Source organism: Caldanaerobacter sp., assembly GCF_049701115.1.
GTDB lineage: Bacteria > Bacillota > Thermoanaerobacteria > Thermoanaerobacterales > Thermoanaerobacteraceae > Thermoanaerobacter.
Window position 1 is genome coordinate 22,426 of the sequence record NZ_JBNATX010000003.1, and the last position, 18,345, is coordinate 40,770.

The following is an 18,345-nucleotide window of genomic DNA, read 5'->3' on the forward strand; positions in this document are numbered from 1 at the left end:
ACTTTTATATGAAAATTCGACAACATTGTCAAGCTTCTTTTTTCACTGCCATTCTTACTGCCATTTTTTCCTCCCAAATTTTATCGGCCACTTTGCCCCAGTTATCGGCTACAACTCTCAAATCCTCATACAAATTTTCTATATGAGATGCCGGACTGTTTTCTGTATGTTTTGCTTTGGATTCTCTGACAATTTCTAGAAGTTTTTCAGGGTTATCAATGAGAGGGCAAGGTCTTAGATGATTTGGATTAAAAGGCTGTCTCTTTCTATAAGCTTTCATTATAGGAGATTGTAAGGCCTCTAAAAGACTCACATCTTTTATATTAACATTGGAGTAGTGAATAAAAGCACAAGGTTCTACTTCACCTGCTGCATTTATGTGTAAATATCTTCTACCTCCCGCAATGCATCCTCCGCTGTATTCCCCGTCATTCCAGAAATCAATTGCAAAAAGTTCCTTTGTAGCTCTTATGTAATTTATTCGCTCGTACATATACTTCCTCTGCTCAGGTGTTACCATAAAATTAATGTCTGGATCCCTTCCAACTGGCACATAAGTAAAATACCATGCAAAAGCTGCTCCCTTATCTATCATCATGTCTACAAATTCATCGCTTGAAACTTCTTCCACATTTGTTCTCGTATAGACAGTAGAGTATCCAAAGAGAACTCCATTTTCCCTCATTAAATCCATTGCTCTCATAACTTTGTCAAAAGTACCCTTGCCTCTTATCGCATCGTTCGATTCTCTAAAGCCATTAATGCTTACTGCAAAAGTTATATTGCCCACCCTCTTTACCTCTTTTATCATGTCCTCATCGATCAAGGTACCATTTGTAAAGAGGTGGAATACCTGATTTTTATGCTTTTCAGCAAGCTTTATAATGTCTTTCATGCGAAGGGTAGGTTCTCCACCTGACAGTACTATAAAGTAAACTCCCAATTCTTCTGCCTCTGTGCATACCCTATCCATCACTTCAAAAGGTAGGTTGTGAGGTTTATACTGGCCTGCCCAACATCCTACACACCTCAGATTACATGCTTCTGTCGGGTCCATTAAAATCGCCCACGGAATGTTTATATCGTATTTTTCTTCCAATTCTTTCTGCTTTGGAATACCTTTAAGACCCGAATAAATGAAAAAGTTTACTCCCAGAGTCTTTATTATGTTCTTATCGATTCTCTTAAGTAGCTTCACAGCATATCTGTACCAATTACTGTTTTTATCATCTAAAAACCTTTTAACTTGCTCTATCTGCTGCTTGTGCTGGGGCATCACTGCTATTTTTGAGAGCAAATTCGCTATGGCATCTAAGTTTTTCTCCGGGTCTTTTTCAACATAGTTTATAATGGCACCCACAATAGGGTCAAGAACATTCATCTCATAACCCTCCCCTTTTATTTTCCCCAAAAAATCAAATTGACCCAAAAAACCCAAATTCCATTTCAAGCATATTATACCACTTCAAAAATAATATTTCAAGGACATCTATTCTATTTTATGCAAATCTTATGTATTTTATTTGCCCAATTGGACATCTCCTCCAAAAACTCCAATAACTCTATCTCCCTTGTAGACAGGAATTGCTATTGTTACACAAATTTCATTTGTCGCTAGAGAAATATAAGGCTCTGTTACTGTTACTTCCCCCTCAATAGCTCTCTGAAACCATGTCCTGTGATACACATTAGATATGTCTACTTCAACGGAAATAGCCTTTATATCTCCATTTTCCATTATCGAGAAAGCTAATTCGAAATTAGGATATTTCTGCACCACATCCATGATTATATCCTTTGCTTTATATCCAAAAAGCTCTTCCCCTTTTTCTTTTGCTATGTTTTGGAGTATTTTCTTAGCTTCTTCTATTTTTCTCTTTTGATCTACTGTAAGTTTTACTGTCTGAGAAAATTTCTTTACCAAATTTTGAAGCTTCTCAGCAAAATTATTCAATCGTCTCATCATCTCTTTTAATTCTTCCATTGAAGATACCTGCTCCTCTGTTGAAGCTAGTGTCTCCTCAGTATTAGCCGCAGTCTCTTGAGTAACTGCTGCAATTTTGTGATTTAAATCTGCAATTTCTTTTATCTTCTCATATTGAGAATTGATAAGACTATCTACAAAGGAAATAGCTTCTGCTACATTCTCACTTGAATCCACAACACTTTTTAATTTTTCTTTTACTTGACTTGCATATGAGAGATTTTCCAGCACCCCCTTGACTTCTTCTTCGAGCTTTGTTGAAACTTCTTTTATTTTATCTTGAATGCTTTTTGTGAGAAGAACTATTTCTCCAGCTGCAGAAGCCGACTGTTCTGCAAGTTTTCTTACTTCTTCTGCTACAACTGCAAAGCCCTTTCCATGTTCACCTGCTCTTGCCGCTTCAATAGCTGCATTAAGAGCCAACAAATTTGTCTGGTCAGCAATCTTATTTACCATACCTATTATATCTGTTATTTTATTAGCTCTTTCTCTTAATTCTGTTACTTCTTCTATAAGTTTTTTGTTTTTGCTAGCACTTTTCTCCATCCTACTTATAAGTTCCAGCATAATCTCTTCATTTACTTTAATTTCTTTCTCCATGTCGATAGCCAAACCTTTTGTCTCTTCAAATTTGTTTTTAACCCTCTCATTTAATTCAAAAGTTTCGCTGGCATTTTTAGCTGTTCTCTGAGCTGCTACTGCCTGTTCCTCGGCTCCTTTCGCAATCTCTTCTAAAGCAGTTGAAATTTCTTTTGCTGCGGTGGTAACGTTATCAACTGCAACCATTAACTTTTTAGAGCTTACCACTGTCTGTTCCGCGGTCTGCTGGGACTCCATAATAAGCATTTTAAAATTTTCCAGAAAGCCATTAAGGCTCTGGGCCAGCTCTCTTAATTCTTTAACGCCTTTTATCTCAATCTTTTGCGATAAATCCCCTTTTGCAATCAAATTTATTGTTTCTCGCATTTTTATTAGTGCCAAAGCTATGTTTCTCTTTGATATCCATAAATATACGAAAAATACAATTAAGATTACTGCAATTCCTATTTCATAATAAAAAATACGCATAATAGTCCTCCTCCTCATTTAGTGTCTATTAAAAAAATCGGCATTTAGCCAAAAATATTAAAGCATTTATTTTTTATTTTTATACAATTCCTTGATTCACTTCTGTTTTTTTATATAAATGAAAAAGGTATATGTTTCTCAGACTGTTAACAAAATGAATAAGTAGCATTTTGTGTGTAAATGCGACTTGTTGTAAAAGCGGTAACTAAACTTGGCGAACTTGCGGAGCGAAGGCGGGGCGAGCAAAGCGAGCGGATTCCTAGCCCGAAGGGCGAATTGGCCGGTACCCCACCTAAGCCCTTTCTTCACACATCCAGACAGCTTCCACCTATAAATTCCCTTATGATTGAATTAGGAGGAATAGCAAGTTCATCTTCTATTGGATAAAAATAACTTAAAAATTCCAGCATCTCTTTTGCAATAGAATAAGCAGGCTCATCTTTGGGAACCTTCTTTAAAAGGGGTTCAGCATACTTTTTTAATACGGGAAGTTCATAAGGCAAGAAGGAGTTGAACATGACATCTGCTTGCTCCTGATATGGGAAAATCCAGCGTTCTTCTCCTTTTCGCACCCGAGGCCACATATTTATAGTCTCAGCGGCATCAGAAGACCTAAACTGGCTATCTCTAACTATTCGCCTTATAAGTCTTGTTTGAGAAGTTGGGATCCTGTTATGTTCATCTAAATTTAGCTGAGTTATTGCACTCACGTATATTTTATACTTATTGTCCTTAGGAATCTGAGCAGTTAGTTTCTCATTAAGCCCGTGAATTCCTTCCATCAATATTATCTGGTCTTTCTCAAGTTGAACCTTTCTACCAACAGGTTCTCTCTCGCCTGTCTTAAAATTAAAAATAGGTATTTCCACTTCTTCTCCCTGTATTAGTTTTATCAAATGCTCATTAAATAGCGGTAAATCTAAAGCATCAATAGATTCAAAATCATAATTGCCGAACTCATCTTTAGGTGTAAGTTCTCTGGGCACAAAGTAATTATCAAGAGAAATAGCGAAAGGTTTTAGACCGTTTACTTTAAGCTGTACACTTAGCCGGTGGATAAAAGACGTCTTTCCCGAAGAAGAAGGACCTGCAATGAGAACTACTTTTATCATCCTGTTTGAAGCGATGTAATCTGCTATTTTTGAAATTTTTTTCTCATGAAAAGCCTCGGAAACCAAGACCAGATCTCTTGCTCCCCCTTTTTTTATAACCTCATTTAAAGAAGCCACATAGTTTATTCCAAGAATATGAACCCATTCCTCTGCCTCTTTAAAAATAGAAGCAAGCTTTGGAACATCTGTAAATATAGGTAAAGATCTGGGATTGTAGATATCTGGTGCAATTAAAATTACTCCTGGAAAGTAAAACCTTATGTCAAATACTTTTAAATAACCTGTGGAGGGAACGCAAGGGCTATAGAAAAAATCAACCGTTCCATCACAGTAATACACAGGCACTTCTTCCTTGTCAACACCTTCAAAAAGTCTAACTTTTTCCACTAATCCCTCTTTTTCAAAAAGTTTTATGGCTTCTTGCCTTGGAAGCATTTTTCTTTCTATTTTTAAGTCTTTATCTATAATTTCCTTCATTTTTTCTCTTATCGAAGCCACTATTCGGTTATTTATAGAGTAACCATGAATTTCACAATATAATCCTTTCCCGAGAGAATGCTCTATTGTAACAGTGGCACCCGGGAGAAGTTCTTTTACAGCCTTTATAAATACAAAAGTAAGACTTCTTCTGTATATCCTCGTACCCTCTTCTAACGTAGTATCTACAAATTCTACAGAACTATCCTCAGAAACTCTGCAATTCAAATCCTTAAGCTCATTATTCACCTTTGCTGCAACTATTATCCCATTGTAAAAATGCTCAAAATCCTTAGCAATATCTTCAAGCCTTACATTTTCTGGATATTCATATTCTTTCCCTTTTACTATTATCTTCATAGAAAATCTCACCTCGACACTATTATACTCCAATTTTATAAAAAATTAAAAGCCCCAAAAAGGGGCTCTAACCTTACCCATGGAGCCGTACGGCTATGTTTTCATCCCTGCTCTCGCAGGTGGGTACCCTGTCACCAGCTTCTGAAGTCCTGGCTTTAACAGGCATTTCATCCGCTGATGAACCCGAGTTCCCGTATGGGTTGCGTTGGGTGAAAACAAATTAGCCTGCTACAAACTCCCCAGGAACATTTGTTTTTCGTTTACAATTATAGTGTACACTAATTCTCATAAAAATGCAACAAAAATTTAAAAATAACAATGGTATAATAAACTTGAAAAGAGGTGGTTTTATGAGGTGTAATCTGTGTCCCAGAAAGTGTAATGTAGATAGATCAATAGAAAGAGGCTTTTGCGATATGCCATGGCAAGCTAAAGTTTCGGATGCTTTTTTGCACTATGGGGAAGAACCTTTTATAAGTGGGAATAAGGGCTCTGGTACGGTATTTTTTAGCGGCTGCAATTTAAAATGCGTATTTTGTCAAAATTACGAAATAAGTCAGTATAAGTTTGGCACTTTTGTCACAGAGGAAGAGCTAGCAGAAATATTTTTAAAGCTTCAATTGAAAGGAGCACACAATATCAACCTCGTAACCCCTACAATTCACGCTTACTCAATAAAAAAATCTCTTATTCTTGCAAAAGAAAAAGGACTTAGAATCCCTGTCCTTTACAATACTAATGCCTATGAAAATGTCGAAACCATAAAAATGTTTGAAGGGCTCGTTGATATATACCTGCCTGACCTCAAATATTATGACAACACGATAGCTTTCAAGTACTCAGATGCGCCTGATTATTTCAAATACGCTACCCAGGCAATATTAGAAATGGAAAGACAAGTAGGAATACCAGAATTCGATGAAAATGGTATTATAAAGAGAGGACTTGTGATAAGACATTTGGTAATGCCCGGATATGTAGAGGACACTAAAAAAATCCTCCTCTGGATAAAAGAAAATCTGCCTCAGGGAGTATACGTAAGCCTTATGAGTCAGTATACCCCTTATTATAAGGCAAAAAATTACCCCGAAATAAATCGAAGACTTAATTCCAAAGAATATAAAGAAGCCGTCGAATTTTTCTTTAAAATTGGACTTAAAAATGGAATCTTTCAAAATTTATAAAAACTCAAAAAGTCTTTTTATGTCGTCTGGAAGAGGAGCGTAAACCGAGATTACTTTCTCTTTTAAAGGATGAAAAAAAGTAACTCTATAGGCGTGAAGAGCAGGTCTATCAATATGAAAAGTAGGTTCCCCATATAAGTCGTCTCCCACGATGGGATGCCCTATATAGTTGAGATGTACTCTTATCTGATGAGTTCTACCAGTAGCAATTTTGATTTTCAAAAGCGAAAATTCCTCTGTCGCCCTTAGCGATTTATAATAAGTAATAGCCCTATCCCCTTCTTCCGAAACCTCCCTTTCAATTGTCATAAAGGACTTCCTTTTTATAGGCATATCAATAATTCCTTCTCCCTCCAGCCTGCCTTTCACTACAGCATAGTAAAATTTGTTCATAGGTTTTACAATTTGAAGATAATATTGCATAAAAGGTTCTTTTGCAAAAATGACAATACCGGATGTACCCTTGTCTAACCTGTTAACAGGCCTTATCAAAGTTTTTATACCGTTTTCCTTAAAATAATAGGCAATACCATTAGCCAGCGTTCCTTCTTTATACCTTCTTGTAGGATGTACTACCATGCCTGCAGGCTTATCCACGATTAAAATTTCATCATCCTCATAGCAAATTGAAAGCTCTATTTTCTGCGGCAGTATATCAGAAGAAGTATCAAAAAGAGAAAGTTCTATCACATCTCTCTCTCCCAAAATTTTCTTTACGTTTACTCTTTCGCCGTTTACGCGTATTTCTCCATGCCATTTATACATCTTAATCAATCTTGTTGAAAATCCCCTTTTTTTTAAAAAGCTCTCTAAAGTAAGCCCTTTTTCATTTTTCCCCACCACAAGTTTCATCTTCTCACCATTTTCTTTAAAATTTATGCTATAATCTAAGTAAAACAACTAGTTGGTGATGTTATGAAAAAAGTAATAGTCGGCGTTGGTGGAATAGTAATAAAAGAAAATAAAGTGCTTCTCGTACGCCATACTTATGGCAGTTTCAAAGGAAAATGGATAATACCCGGCGGACACGTGGAGGCCGGAGAAAATATAGATGACGCCATTTTAAGAGAAATAAAGGAAGAAACTTCTATTGATGCAAAAGTAAAAAATATAATCTCTGTAAGAAGCATAATTCTGCCAGATGGCAGTTCGGAAATATACATAGTGTTCCTTTTGGACTATATTTCTGGAACACCCACACCTGACAATGTAGAAAATGACGGTGCGGAATTTTTTGACATAGAAAAAGCCATAAGGGATGAAAAGGTAGTTTATCTTTCGAGATATCTTATTGAAAAAGTGTGGAGTAAAAGTTACAATTCTCTCACATTAGACCCTATTTACCCTTTTAATAATTCGAAATTCAAACTTTTTTCCTGAAACTCCCCTTTAAAAACCGCATCCAATATATCCGTATCGTAATATATAGCTCCGCACTTTTGGCACACATAAGCTGGGACATCTTTAAATACTTTTTCTTTTCCGTTTTTCACTATCTTATATTCTACTTTCTTTATTTCTATATTTCCACCACAAAAACATTTCTTCACATAGGTCACTCCTTGATTCTTCTTTCGCTTATGCTTTTTTATTATAACACATTTTCGACATTTTTGCTTAAAAATTTACCCTTTTCATCTTCGGAAAACTTTAATCTCTTGAAAAATTATTTGAAAAGTGTTAGAATGTTATTGGAAATTACAATTTTATACTCTATAAGATATTTTTTGCAATTACTGAATCGAAAAATTGCAAAAATATATTTCAAATACCAAAAGGAGGCCTTATAAATGCTTCAACTTGAAAAATTGGGTTTAATCAATTTTAAAAACGTTTACCGAAATTTGTCTGTTGCAAAACTGATAGAAGAAGCCGTAAAAAGAGAAGAGGGTGTTCTCATAAACAATGGAGCTTTTGATGTCTATACAGGAAAGTATACTGGTCGATCTCCAAACGATAAATTCATAGTAGATGACCTGGAAATACATGATGAGATCTGGTGGGAGAACAATAAACCTATTTCTCCAGAAAAATTTGAAAAGCTCCTTAACAGATTGACTGCCTATCTACAGGAGCGAGACATCTTTATTTTTGATGGATTTGTAGGTGCAGACCCTGCGTACAGAATCCCCATAAGGGTAATAACAGAATACGCATATCAAAGCCTCATGGCAAGGCAACTTTTCATAAGACCTTCAAAAAAAGAATTAGAAAATTTTATACCTGAATACACTTTGATAGCTGCTCCCCGTTTTAAAGCAATTCCCGAAATTGACGGTACAAATTCAGAAGCTTTCATCATATTGAATTTTACTAAAAAGTTAATAATAATAGGCGGCAGCCAATACGGGGGAGAAATTAAAAAGGCTATTTTTACACTTATGAACTACCTAATGCCAAAAAGAGGCGTGCTTTCTATGCACTGTTCTGCCAATATGGGAAAAGATGGCGATACTGCTCTGTTTTTCGGCCTTTCTGGTACTGGAAAAACTACTTTATCTGCTGATCCCGAAAGATTTCTAATCGGAGACGACGAACACGGATGGTCTGAAAAAGGAATTTTTAACTTTGAAGGCGGATGTTACGCTAAATGCATAAACTTGTCAAGAGAAAAAGAGCCTCAAATATGGGATGCCATAAGATTCGGCGCAATTCTTGAAAACGTTATATATGATGAAGCTACAAGGGAACCTGATTACACAAGTGATAAAATTACTGAGAATACGAGAGCAGCATATCCAATTGACTTTATACCTGGCGCAATTCAAAGTGGGGTAGGAGGACATCCCAAAACTATAATCTTCCTCACTGCAGATGCCTTTGGAGTTCTCCCTCCTATAGCTAAACTCACAAAAGAGCAAGCAATGTACTATTTTCTATCTGGGTACACCAGCAAGCTTGCTGGAACAGAAAGAGGAATAACAGAGCCACAGGCCACTTTTTCCACATGCTTTGGGGCTCCTTTCTTACCTCTGCCCCCAATGGTATATGCTAAAATGCTAGGAGAAAAAATTGAAAAATACGATACAAAAGTTTTTTTAGTAAATACTGGATGGTCAGGAGGGCCTTATGGAGTTGGAACACGAATAAAATTAGAATACACCAGAAGGATGGTATCAGCTGCTTTAAAAGGTGAATTAGATAAAGTAGAATTTACCAAAGACCCTATATTTAATCTTAACATCCCCGTTTCTTGCCCCGGAGTACCTCCTGAAATCTTAAACCCCAGAAATACATGGAAAGATAAAGAAGAGTATGATAAAACGGCGAAAAGACTAGCCCAGAGATTTATAGAAAATTTTCAAAAATATAAAGACGTAAGTGAAGAAATAAAAAATGCTGGTCCTAGAATATAAAGAGTTCTCTCTGCGATGTGCAGAGAGAACTTTTTATTTGCCTTTTACATATTATAAAATTGACTCTTCTAAAAAGGAGGTCTTGTAAAATATGCCTGGCAAACCTGGTAAACAAAAAAATTCTGAAAGCCAGTGGATATGGATCATAATAATAATATTGATAATTTTACTTTTCGTACCTGGTATAATAATATTTGAAGATCCAAAAGATGAAAAAGTATAGAAAAATAAGGCGGCATTTTGCATAGTGCAAAATGCCGCTTTTATTTCCCTTTCAATTTTAAAATCTGTTCCATTCTCTCTCTTAACTTTTTTTCAAAACCTGAATCGGTAGGAATGTAATATCTTCGACCCTTAAGATTTTCGGGCAGGCATTCCATATCAGTAACTTTCTCTTCAAAGTCATGAGCATATTTATAACCATCTCCATACCCCAATTCCTTCATCAACTTTGTATGGGCATTTCTCAAATGCATGGGAACCGGCTCGGCAAAAGTCTCCTCTGCATCTTTTTTTACCCTGTTGTAAGCTACATAAAGGGCGTTTGACTTAGGAGCTAAAGCAAGATACACAGCTGCTTGAGCAAGATTTACACTGCACTCGGGCATCCCTATATAATGAGAAGCTTCATAAGCAGCAATAGCTATGGAAAGAGCCTGTGGATCAGCCAATCCCACATCTTCTGAGGCAAATCTTATCATACGCCTTGCAATATAAAGAGGGTCTTCCCCTGCCTCCAGCATTCTGGCCATCCAATAAAGAGCAGCGTCCCAATCACTATTTCTTAAAGACTTATGAAAAGCAGAAATCAAATTGTAATGCTCTTCTCCTGCCTTATCATAAAGTAAAGCTTTTTTCTGCATGACGTCAGAAAGAACCTCATCTGTTACAACTCTTTTGCCGTTGATAACCTTTGCTGCCATCACCGCCATCTCTAAAGTATTAAGAGCTACTCTTGCATCTCCATTAGAAAAAACCGCAATTTTTTGGAGGGCCTCTTTATCAATCTCTACGTTGTAAAGTCCAAGTCCCCTCTCTTCATCTTTTAAAGCCCTTTCAAGAATAATTACTATATCATTTACTTCCAAGGGTTTTAACATGAAAACTCTGGAACGCGATAAAAGAGCAGAATTTACTTCGAAAGAAGGATTTTCCGTGGTAGCTCCAATCAATATTATATTTCCCTTTTCCACATGGGGCAAAAACGCATCCTGTTGCGCTTTATTAAATCTGTGAATTTCATCTATAAACACAACAGTTTTTTGTCCATACATAGCATCTCTCTCAGCTTGGGCCATTATCTCTTTTATTTCTTTTATCCCAGAAAGCACCGCGCTAAAATTGACAAACCTAGAATTTGTCATGCTAGCTATAATCATCGCAAGGGTAGTCTTCCCTACGCCGGGAGGGCCCCAAAGTATCATAGAAGTTATGCTGTCTTTTTCTATTAGTTCTCTTAAAGCCTTACCTTTTCCTAAAATATGCTCCTGCCCGACAAATTCATCTAGAGTTTTCGGCCTCATTCTATCCGCCAATGGCCTATTATTCTCAAAATGAGCATCAAACATGGAGGTCTGCCTGTGCATATTTATCACCATCAAGTCTTATTTTTATTTTTTCTCTTCTTCTTTTCCCTCACCTTAAATTTTAAGGTTATTTTTATAAAATCATCCTCTAAAAATTCAGCTATTGCATAATCCTTGCCTACAAACCTGATAGTGCCATATCCATAAGAACCAAATTTGTCATAAAGCCTACCCGCACTATAACATCCCTTAGGAACGGTTCCAACGCTATTAGCTACATAGCCAATTTTACCTAAATATGGAAGTGTTACTGCTATAGCTTCTTCGTCATAATCATTGTTATAGTCTTTCTCGAGTTTAACTATCATTCCTGGCTTTAATATACTAGAATTATAGTAGTGGTTAAGTCCTGTTATAGCAAAATAAATTTCCATTTTCACCACTCCTTCTGACGTATGAATTCAATCCACTTCTTAGTTTCTAAGCCACCCTAATTACATTTTTCTTCTAAAAAAGAAAAGGTTAATCCTTTAAAATAAAAAGGAGTAATCAGCAAAAGCTATAAAGGGCATGAAAATCTTGAAAAAATAAGATTTACCAGTTCTAATATCAAATTCACTAATAAATTAAAAGCTTTCCTTTATTATACCTTTTTTTCGCTATTTTTAAAATAGCAAATTAACAGTATAGGCGAAAACTCTGTCTTTTAAAAATTTAATTCACTTTCTTCAATTTCAACAAGCCTTAAAGTTTCCTCCCACAGCCTTCTTTGGAGTTCCCTATCGTAAGTGATAGGCTTTGACCTTGAAGGTTTACCATTATCAAAGTACATCCCAGTGACATTATTTTCCTCAATATATTTTATTGTGTTAATCACATTTTTAGCCCCTTCCTCTACGCTTGATCCTATGGCACCCCAATTGTTTATTAAAAGTTTGGTATTTATTACTCCCGGATGTAAGCAGTTAACATATGCTTTTCCCTTTAACCTTTCAGCAAGGTAGTAAGTAAATAAAGTTATATAAAGTTTTGAGAGTGAATAGGCTTTATAGCCATCATACCCCTTTTCTAGCTGCAAATCTTGAAAATCAATTGAAGAAGCATGTGCCATTGAACTTACATTCAATATGTATCTAATGTCTACACCTTCTTTTAACAAAGAAATAGTAAGATAAAAAGGAGCAATGTAGTTTACCATGAAAGTCTTTTCAAAACCTCTATCTACTATCTTCCTTTGAGGCTCAAATGTAGCAGCATTATTAAGGAGCCAATCTATATTTTTAAAAGTTTCCTTTACTGTCTTTATCATTTTGTCAAGGTCTGAAAAAGCAGAAAGGTCTCCCTTTAGCAGAAAAACATCTTTCCCTGTTCGTTCTTTTATTTCATCTGCCAGTTTATTGAGCTTTAGTTCACTTCTTCCATGGATGACCAAATCATAACCTTCTGAAGCAAGTTTTTTTGCCACTTCTCTCCCTATACCGTCTGTAGCACCTGTTATGAGAATGACACTCATTTTCTTTCCCTCCTTTTATTAAATATTACCATTCAAAGTATTAATAATCAATCAAAATTCATATTCAGTCTACTTAATAAAAAAGCAGTATACATTATGACTGATACCATAATAAAAGTTGTGTAAAACCCAAAATACTTTATAAAAATTCCTCCTGCCAAAGGCAAAAAAGCCACTAATAGATTTAAACTCCCTCTTATGCCAAGATAAAGAGGTCTATCCACATCAGGAGCAATCTCTAAAAAATAAAGGTCGAAACCTATTCCTCTTCCACTGCCTATAAAACCTATTAAAAGAAATAAAATCATGTACGAAAAAAGTCCCAAAGGCTTTAGTAAAATAGCAATTATTGGTAGAGTGCCCCCTAAGAGTATGCAAATTCTCAACACCGACTTTGGGCCTAACTTTTTAGATATCGCAGCCCACAAAAAATTTGAAAAAATATTTCCCACTATCTGTGAAATTACAAAAAAGCTTAAATAATTCATATAATTTTCGAAATTATGCTTTATAAATACGATATAAAAAGGGAGAATCATGAGGCTGAATCCAGTAAGATTTTCTACAACTATAAATTTAACAAATTCTTTATCTTTTTTTAAGATACTTACAATTTTCTCTAAATATTCACCTAAACCATGGATATTTTCCTCTTTCTTTACGGTAGAAGGGGGTTCTTTCATAAACAAATAACCTAAAACTCCAACAAAAAGTCCAATTCCCCCTATTAAAAAGGCTATAGAGTAGTTTTTGGGGAACTCCAAAGCCCCAGGTTTAAAAATCCAGGCAACCATTAGTCCCCCAGTCAGAGAGCCAACCCCATTAAAAAACTGCTTTATTGCAAAAAAACCCCCTCTTTTCTCTGAAGGCAAAAGTTTACCTATTAAGTCTGTATAGGCGATTCCTGCAAAACCTCCGCTCAAAGAAAATATGAATATGAGAAGATAAAAGCCTAATAATGCCAATAAAGGTTGGGTCTTTGCCAGAAGAAAAGTCACCACAGCCATTCCAATAAAACTTAAACTCCTTATGTAAATACCTAAAATAAGGAATTGTTTTCTATAAGGAAAACCACTTTGAAAACGCCCAAAAAGCCAATTAAAAGCAACAGGAGCTCCTAACATAACGGAATATAAAGCTCCAAAAGCAACTGGACTATTGGTAAGTTGCGATATAAGAGAGGGTAGAATGGTGTTCATCTCTATCATCGTCATAGTAAGAGCAATAAAAAAACCATGCCAGATAAACGGAAAATAAGCGTTAAAATTGTTGTCTTCAGTAAATCTCTCTCTTAATTTTTCCAATCTCCTATTACCCCCTATCGCTTTTTTTAAAAAGATTTTTTATAAGTATGAATGGTGCAAATAAAAATATGCCAAAAACTATCCCTACTTCATCCCTCAAAGTGCTATTAGAAAAAGGCTTTCTAGAAAGCCTCATCCTAAGAGCATGAAAAGCATTGCCGTGTGTATTACCTACCATAATGGCTCTAATCGCCTTCATTATGCTGTAGGCATACTCTTTGCCGTATACTTCTACAAGCCTGTCATATGCCTCTTTGTCTGGGTTTCCAGCAGTTTCAGCATAATGTTCTGCAAACATCAGAGCCACGAGCTGTTCCTCCGGCGCATCCTCGAATTCTCCTTGTAAAAGCTTTTTGATTTCCTCATTAGACATGCCTGACTTTAATGCCATCTGTGCATGAAAATAGCTACAATAAGGGCAACCATTGACCTGGGTCACCGCCAGCATTATTCTTTCAAAGAAATCTTTATCAAGCTTTACTTTTTTCTTCGGCTTCTCAAGTCCTCTGTCGGTTAAAAAATCTTCCAAAAACCTGTAGAAAGTTTTAACATCGTAAAATCTATGTTCGCCTTCTTTATCCATAAAATTCTCTGCCTCCTTTTTGGACTTAACAGAATAATACTTTACCAGCTTCCTTTAAAATCTCGTTTTTAGCAAAAACTTTTTTAACTATTTTTTCTATCACACTTTCTTCTGTCTCCGTAGTAGCTTCTTCCCTAATCTTTACTCTTACCTTCTCTATTAATTCCTTATAGGAATAGACTTTAAACCGCTCTAATTTATACTCTTCTGCCAGGTTTTCCAAAATTACAAGAAAAATATCCTCATAATCAGCTTTCGATCCTAAATTTGAAAGAGATGCTAATTTAGGAATTATAAATTCGAAGACAGCTCTTTTTTCCGGTATCTCATCGTCTATTTCCAGAATCCTCTTTAATTTTTTAACTTTTTCCGCATCTATCCTCATAAGATAGTCAATAAAAAATTCTTCTTTTTCTTCGCATTTGATGTAGTATTTCTTCCCCTTAAGTCCTTTTAAAGCCTTTAACCCATCGTAATACCCCAGTTTTAAATTATATATAGCCCTCATTCTATCAAACTCAAGAATTCCTCCTAAATTTTCTTTTGGAGAAATGATGGTGACATTTAATCCTGTAAAATCGACTTTTCTCACTATACCAAAACTTCCTGTTCTTATGATTATTAAGTCCTTGTACCCCTTATCTATAAGCAGATTGGCGGGAAGGTTGTTGTAAACTCCGCCATCTAAAAAGCTCTTTCCATCAATTTTCTCTCTCTTAAAGACAGGCAAGTAAGCACTTGCCATCAAATAGTCAATAAGTTTTCCGTATGGTATATCTTCAATATAAAGTTCAAGGGGCTTAAAATCACTTAAAGAAACTGTCACAATTGCAAAATCCTTGCCAGAATTTCTTATCTTGCTCTCTTCTATTGCCTCTTGCAATAGTTGCCTCAAAGGACTTATATCTAAGCCCCCTTCTTTTATTATCCCTCTTAACTTTTCTAGAAGAAGAGCTATGTCTTTACTTTCTAATCTGCCCTCTTTAAATTTTTCTATCTCCTCGTCACTTGCCTTTATAACTCTTGAATAACTAATGTTCTCCCATATTTCCCAGGCCTTATCTATGTCGCCCTGCACAAAAATTGCACCGTTTAAGGCTCCAACAGAAGTTCCAGCTACCCCCCTGATTTCAAGCCCCTCTTCTGTAAGAGCCTTGTATACTCCTACCTGATAAGCTCCTCTTGCGCCTCCTCCTTCTAAAACCACCCCGTACATAGTAAAACCCCCAAAAACTTTTCCAGTAAAAAGTATACCACAATCTTTTTAAAAAACAAAAAACCAAGAAGTGGCATAAAGCCACTTCTTCCAGTTTGTTGACATAACCCTCTTATTTAAGAAGCGTTTCATGGTTCTAAATACAGTAACGCTATATAGTTAGGCTTTTTAGCCTTCTTATTCTTTCCTCAATTGGAGGATGGGTAGCAAAAAGGCGCTCTACTTTTCCAAAAGGATTGGATATAAACATATGGGCAGTAGCATTCGATGCTGTTCTCATGGGTTTTGCATAATTCCCAATTTTTTCTAATGCCGATGCGAGCCCATACGGGTCTCTCACAATGTATGCACCTGTAGCATCAGCCAGAAATTCTCTCTGTCTTGATATAGCAGACCTTATTATCAAAACCACAATAGGCGCTATTATAGAAAGTATAAGCCCTATTAAAAGAAGTATAAAGCCAAGGTTGTCGTTTTTGTCTCTTCTTCTTCCTCCTACCCCCCACCACATGCTCCTTAAAAAAACATCTCTTAAAAGTATTATCAATCCCGCAACTATTGCCACCACCGTCATTAAGAGAATGTCTCTATTCCTGATGTGGGACATCTCATGAGCGATGACTCCCTGTAACTCTTCTCGATTCATGGTTTTTAATAGACCTGTAGTAACACAAATCGCAGCATGTTTCGGATCCTTTCCGGTAGCAAAGGCATTAGGCTGGTTTTCATGCATTATATACACTTTGGGCTTTGGAACCCCAGCGGCAAGAGCTACTTCTTCCACTACATTGTGGAGAAGATAATATTCTTCCGGGTCTGCAGGTTCTGCACCTACTGAAGCCAACGCTATTTTATCAGACTGCTCATAAGCTATCCAGTTGTATAAGATTATAAAAATCGCTAAAAAAACTATACCTGTTATTCCCCAATTAAAATACCACACGAAAAAGTATCCTATGGCAAAAAGCATCAATGAAAACAGCACTATAAAGAAGTAAGTTTTTCTGACATTTTCTGCTTGGAGCTCGTATAAAGTCTTCTTGCCCATAATTCTCATCCTCACATTTTAAAACTGTACATTAATTGGTCCTCTCTCTCCTTCATCTACCGGATAATATTCCTTAGGGGTAAGTCCCATCATTTTAGCAACAATAGAAGCTGGAATCCTTTGCTGGGCAGCATTGTATTGCATAACTACATCGTTGTAAAACTGTCTTGCAAATGCTATTTTATTTTCCGTATTAGTAAGTTCTTCTTGTAATTTTAAAAAGTTCTCATTGGCTTTAAGTTCAGGATAGTTTTCGGCAACAGCAAATAATGTCCTTAACGCTTGTGTAATCTGATTATTGGCATCGCCTATCTCCCTTACACTACCAGAACCCATTGCTTTGGCCCTCAGTTCCCCCAGCTTTTCAAAAATCTCCTTTTCGTGAGCGGCATATCCTTTTACTGTATTAACAAGATTAGGTATTAAATCGTATCTCCTTTTCAGCTGTACATCTATCTGTGCCCATGCATTCTCTACTCTGTTTCTCAAGTTGATAAATCCATTATAAGTCAGTATAAACCAAAGCACTATTACTGCTATAATAGATAAAATTATCCACAACATTTTCAATCACTCCTTCAATTTTTATGCACTTTAATTTTATTACATTCTTCCAGAAAAAGCAACAAAATTAAACTTTTTTTAGGTCTTTATATGACTTAAGTCCGTGAATGGAATCCGCCTCAATTACAGCCTTTACTACAGCCTTTTCTACTGCCATCACTGCCAAAACCGCTAAAGCTGTAATGTCTACTCTTACCTCTCCCGTACCCATGACAAAGACAGTATCTCCATCAAACATTGTATGTACAGGCCTTATAGCTCTTGCATAACCATTATGAGCCATCATAGCGATTCTATTAGCCTCTGGTTTGGTTATTAAAGCATTAGTAACCACAACACCTATAGTCGTATTACCTTTAAATATATCCCTTTCAGGCTTGATGTTTTTTACTATCTCCCTCTCTGTTCCTACTAGTATTCTCTTCTTCTCATCTAAAAGCCCCGCCAATATTTCTCCTGTCTCAGGATCTATAACGTCTCCCAAAGCATTGACTGCAACTACAGCTCCTACTTTCAGCTCTCCAGCCTTGATAGCATAGCACCCTATTCCGCTTTTCATCGCTCTATTCATACCAAAAAGTTTACCAACTGTGGCTCCAGTACCAGCTCCCTTACTTCCACATTCAAAAATCCCCTTTTCAGCATTGACGCAAGCTCTATACCCCATTTCAAAATCTGGCCTCCTGTAGGGATTGCCTACAGAAAGGTCGAAAAGTATGGCGCTGGCTACTATTGGAACCTTTACTTTGCCTACCTCAATCCCCACCCCTTTTTCTTCTAAATATTTCATCACACCTGAAGCAGCTTCAAGTCCGAAGGCTGATCCGCCCGCCAAAACTACTGCATGAATTTTATCTACAAGATTTTCTGATCTTATAAGGTCTGTCTCCCTCGTACCAGGAGCTCCTCCCCGCACTTCTACGCCGGGAGTCGCTCCTTTTTCACACATTACAACGGTACACCCAGTCCCTGCTTCCAAATCCTCTGCGTTTCCCAGCCTTATTCCTTCAATTTCTCTGATATCTATTTCTTGAAGTTCCATTTCTCATT

18 protein-coding genes and 1 other RNA gene are annotated in these 18,345 nt (G+C 36.3%); 4 read left to right on the forward strand and 15 right to left on the reverse strand.

What is annotated here, in order from left to right; all coding sequences use genetic code 11:
- Window positions 1-28: 28 nt before the first annotated feature.
- The 4 genes from ACPLVE_RS02375 to ssrS form a co-directional block, all read right to left on the reverse strand.
- Complete coding sequence (locus ACPLVE_RS02375) at window positions 29-1,381, reverse strand: radical SAM protein (protein ID WP_424609495.1); 1,353 nt, start codon at window positions 1,379-1,381, stop codon at window positions 29-31.
- Between the two features lie 138 nt (window positions 1,382-1,519).
- Window positions 1,520-3,052 carry a methyl-accepting chemotaxis protein gene (locus ACPLVE_RS02380; protein ID WP_424609497.1) on the reverse strand — a complete coding sequence of 511 codons (1,533 nt, stop codon included), beginning with the start codon at window positions 3,050-3,052 and terminating at the stop codon, window positions 1,520-1,522.
- 305 nt (window positions 3,053-3,357) lie between these two features.
- On the reverse strand, window positions 3,358-5,001 hold the full coding sequence (locus ACPLVE_RS02385) for a nucleoside kinase (protein WP_424609499.1): 1,644 nt from the start codon (window positions 4,999-5,001) through the stop codon (window positions 3,358-3,360).
- A gap of 70 nt (window positions 5,002-5,071) precedes the next feature.
- Window positions 5,072-5,250: non-coding RNA, 6S RNA (gene ssrS / locus ACPLVE_RS02390), on the reverse strand.
- Window positions 5,251-5,351: 101 nt separating this feature from the next.
- Between ssrS and ACPLVE_RS02395 the strand changes: the two genes are divergently transcribed.
- On the forward strand, window positions 5,352-6,185 hold the full coding sequence (locus ACPLVE_RS02395) for a radical SAM protein (RefSeq protein ID WP_424609501.1): 834 nt from the start codon (window positions 5,352-5,354) through the stop codon (window positions 6,183-6,185).
- Here ACPLVE_RS02395 and ACPLVE_RS02400 read toward each other — a convergent pair.
- Window positions 6,180-7,037: an RluA family pseudouridine synthase gene (locus ACPLVE_RS02400; protein WP_424609609.1), complete on the reverse strand. Its 858-nt coding sequence runs from the start codon at window positions 7,035-7,037 to the stop codon at window positions 6,180-6,182. The two genes, ACPLVE_RS02395 and ACPLVE_RS02400, sit on opposite strands and share 6 nt — an antisense overlap.
- A gap of 63 nt (window positions 7,038-7,100) precedes the next feature.
- Here ACPLVE_RS02400 and ACPLVE_RS02405 point away from each other — a divergent pair, with 63 nt between their 5' ends.
- Complete coding sequence (locus ACPLVE_RS02405) at window positions 7,101-7,565, forward strand: NUDIX hydrolase (protein WP_424609503.1); 465 nt, start codon at window positions 7,101-7,103, stop codon at window positions 7,563-7,565.
- Here ACPLVE_RS02405 and ACPLVE_RS02410 read toward each other — a convergent pair.
- Window positions 7,526-7,735, reverse strand: a complete 210-nt coding sequence (locus ACPLVE_RS02410) for a YgiT-type zinc finger protein (protein WP_424609505.1) — start codon at window positions 7,733-7,735, stop codon at window positions 7,526-7,528. The two genes, ACPLVE_RS02405 and ACPLVE_RS02410, sit on opposite strands and share 40 nt — an antisense overlap.
- A gap of 240 nt (window positions 7,736-7,975) precedes the next feature.
- Here ACPLVE_RS02410 and pckA point away from each other — a divergent pair, with 240 nt between their 5' ends.
- Both pckA and ACPLVE_RS02420 read left to right on the forward strand, forming a co-directional pair.
- Window positions 7,976-9,541 (forward strand): phosphoenolpyruvate carboxykinase (ATP), encoded by a 1,566-nt coding sequence (pckA, locus tag ACPLVE_RS02415; RefSeq protein ID WP_424609507.1) that lies wholly within the window; start codon window positions 7,976-7,978, stop codon window positions 9,539-9,541.
- A gap of 91 nt (window positions 9,542-9,632) precedes the next feature.
- Window positions 9,633-9,764 carry a hypothetical protein gene (locus ACPLVE_RS02420; RefSeq protein WP_424609509.1) on the forward strand — a complete coding sequence of 44 codons (132 nt, stop codon included), beginning with the start codon at window positions 9,633-9,635 and terminating at the stop codon, window positions 9,762-9,764.
- A gap of 40 nt (window positions 9,765-9,804) precedes the next feature.
- On the opposite strand, the gene ACPLVE_RS02425 is transcribed toward ACPLVE_RS02420, so the two are convergent.
- The 9 genes from ACPLVE_RS02425 to ACPLVE_RS02465 form a co-directional block, all read right to left on the reverse strand.
- Entirely contained in the window at window positions 9,805-11,127 is a 1,323-nt protein-coding gene (locus ACPLVE_RS02425) for a replication-associated recombination protein A (RefSeq protein WP_424609511.1), read from the reverse strand.
- Window positions 11,128-11,138: 11 nt separating this feature from the next.
- Complete coding sequence (locus ACPLVE_RS02430) at window positions 11,139-11,501, reverse strand: HIRAN domain-containing protein (protein ID WP_424609513.1); 363 nt, start codon at window positions 11,499-11,501, stop codon at window positions 11,139-11,141.
- A 272-nt stretch (window positions 11,502-11,773) separates the two neighbouring features.
- Window positions 11,774-12,580 (reverse strand): SDR family NAD(P)-dependent oxidoreductase, encoded by an 807-nt coding sequence (locus ACPLVE_RS02435; RefSeq protein ID WP_424609515.1) that lies wholly within the window; start codon window positions 12,578-12,580, stop codon window positions 11,774-11,776.
- Window positions 12,581-12,627: 47 nt separating this feature from the next.
- On the reverse strand, window positions 12,628-13,884 hold the full coding sequence (locus ACPLVE_RS02440) for an MFS transporter (protein ID WP_424609517.1): 1,257 nt from the start codon (window positions 13,882-13,884) through the stop codon (window positions 12,628-12,630).
- Window positions 13,885-13,891: 7 nt separating this feature from the next.
- Window positions 13,892-14,467 carry a carboxymuconolactone decarboxylase family protein gene (locus tag ACPLVE_RS02445; RefSeq protein ID WP_424609519.1) on the reverse strand — a complete coding sequence of 192 codons (576 nt, stop codon included), beginning with the start codon at window positions 14,465-14,467 and terminating at the stop codon, window positions 13,892-13,894.
- 25 nt (window positions 14,468-14,492) lie between these two features.
- Window positions 14,493-15,683, reverse strand: coding sequence for a patatin-like phospholipase family protein (locus ACPLVE_RS02450; protein WP_424609521.1), 1,191 nt, complete (start codon window positions 15,681-15,683; stop codon window positions 14,493-14,495).
- A gap of 151 nt (window positions 15,684-15,834) precedes the next feature.
- Window positions 15,835-16,731, reverse strand: coding sequence for a zinc metalloprotease HtpX (gene htpX, locus ACPLVE_RS02455; RefSeq protein WP_424609523.1), 897 nt, complete (start codon window positions 16,729-16,731; stop codon window positions 15,835-15,837).
- Window positions 16,732-16,749: 18 nt separating this feature from the next.
- Complete coding sequence (locus tag ACPLVE_RS02460; RefSeq protein ID WP_424609525.1) at window positions 16,750-17,295, reverse strand: LemA family protein; 546 nt, start codon at window positions 17,293-17,295, stop codon at window positions 16,750-16,752.
- Between the two features lie 67 nt (window positions 17,296-17,362).
- Window positions 17,363-18,337: a P1 family peptidase gene (locus ACPLVE_RS02465; RefSeq protein ID WP_424609527.1), complete on the reverse strand. Its 975-nt coding sequence runs from the start codon at window positions 18,335-18,337 to the stop codon at window positions 17,363-17,365.
- Window positions 18,338-18,345: the final 8 nt, after the last annotated feature.

What these genes read in the sequence shown, in the direction of transcription:
- ACPLVE_RS02375 (WP_424609495.1), bottom strand. Translation starts at nt 1,381, where the DNA reads ATGAATGTTCTTGACCCTATTGTGGGTGCCATTATAAACTATGTTGAA.
- ACPLVE_RS02380 (WP_424609497.1), bottom strand. Translation starts at nt 3,052, where the DNA reads ATGCGTATTTTTTATTATGAAATAGGAATTGCAGTAATCTTAATTGTA.
- ACPLVE_RS02385 (WP_424609499.1), bottom strand. Translation starts at nt 5,001, where the DNA reads ATGAAGATAATAGTAAAAGGGAAAGAATATGAATATCCAGAAAATGTA.
- ACPLVE_RS02395 (WP_424609501.1), top strand. Translation starts at nt 5,352, where the DNA reads ATGAGGTGTAATCTGTGTCCCAGAAAGTGTAATGTAGATAGATCAATA.
- ACPLVE_RS02400 (WP_424609609.1), bottom strand. Translation starts at nt 7,037, where the DNA reads ATGAAACTTGTGGTGGGGAAAAATGAAAAAGGGCTTACTTTAGAGAGC.
- ACPLVE_RS02405 (WP_424609503.1), top strand. Translation starts at nt 7,101, where the DNA reads ATGAAAAAAGTAATAGTCGGCGTTGGTGGAATAGTAATAAAAGAAAAT.
- pckA (WP_424609507.1), top strand. Translation starts at nt 7,976, where the DNA reads ATGCTTCAACTTGAAAAATTGGGTTTAATCAATTTTAAAAACGTTTAC.
- ACPLVE_RS02420 (WP_424609509.1), top strand. Translation starts at nt 9,633, where the DNA reads ATGCCTGGCAAACCTGGTAAACAAAAAAATTCTGAAAGCCAGTGGATA.
- ACPLVE_RS02425 (WP_424609511.1), bottom strand. Translation starts at nt 11,127, where the DNA reads ATGCACAGGCAGACCTCCATGTTTGATGCTCATTTTGAGAATAATAGG.
- ACPLVE_RS02430 (WP_424609513.1), bottom strand. Translation starts at nt 11,501, where the DNA reads ATGGAAATTTATTTTGCTATAACAGGACTTAACCACTACTATAATTCT.
- ACPLVE_RS02435 (WP_424609515.1), bottom strand. Translation starts at nt 12,580, where the DNA reads ATGAGTGTCATTCTCATAACAGGTGCTACAGACGGTATAGGGAGAGAA.
- ACPLVE_RS02445 (WP_424609519.1), bottom strand. Translation starts at nt 14,467, where the DNA reads ATGGATAAAGAAGGCGAACATAGATTTTACGATGTTAAAACTTTCTAC.
- ACPLVE_RS02450 (WP_424609521.1), bottom strand. Translation starts at nt 15,683, where the DNA reads ATGTACGGGGTGGTTTTAGAAGGAGGAGGCGCAAGAGGAGCTTATCAG.
- htpX (WP_424609523.1), bottom strand. Translation starts at nt 16,731, where the DNA reads ATGGGCAAGAAGACTTTATACGAGCTCCAAGCAGAAAATGTCAGAAAA.
- ACPLVE_RS02460 (WP_424609525.1), bottom strand. Translation starts at nt 17,295, where the DNA reads ATGTTGTGGATAATTTTATCTATTATAGCAGTAATAGTGCTTTGGTTT.
- ACPLVE_RS02465 (WP_424609527.1), bottom strand. Translation starts at nt 18,337, where the DNA reads ATGGAACTTCAAGAAATAGATATCAGAGAAATTGAAGGAATAAGGCTG.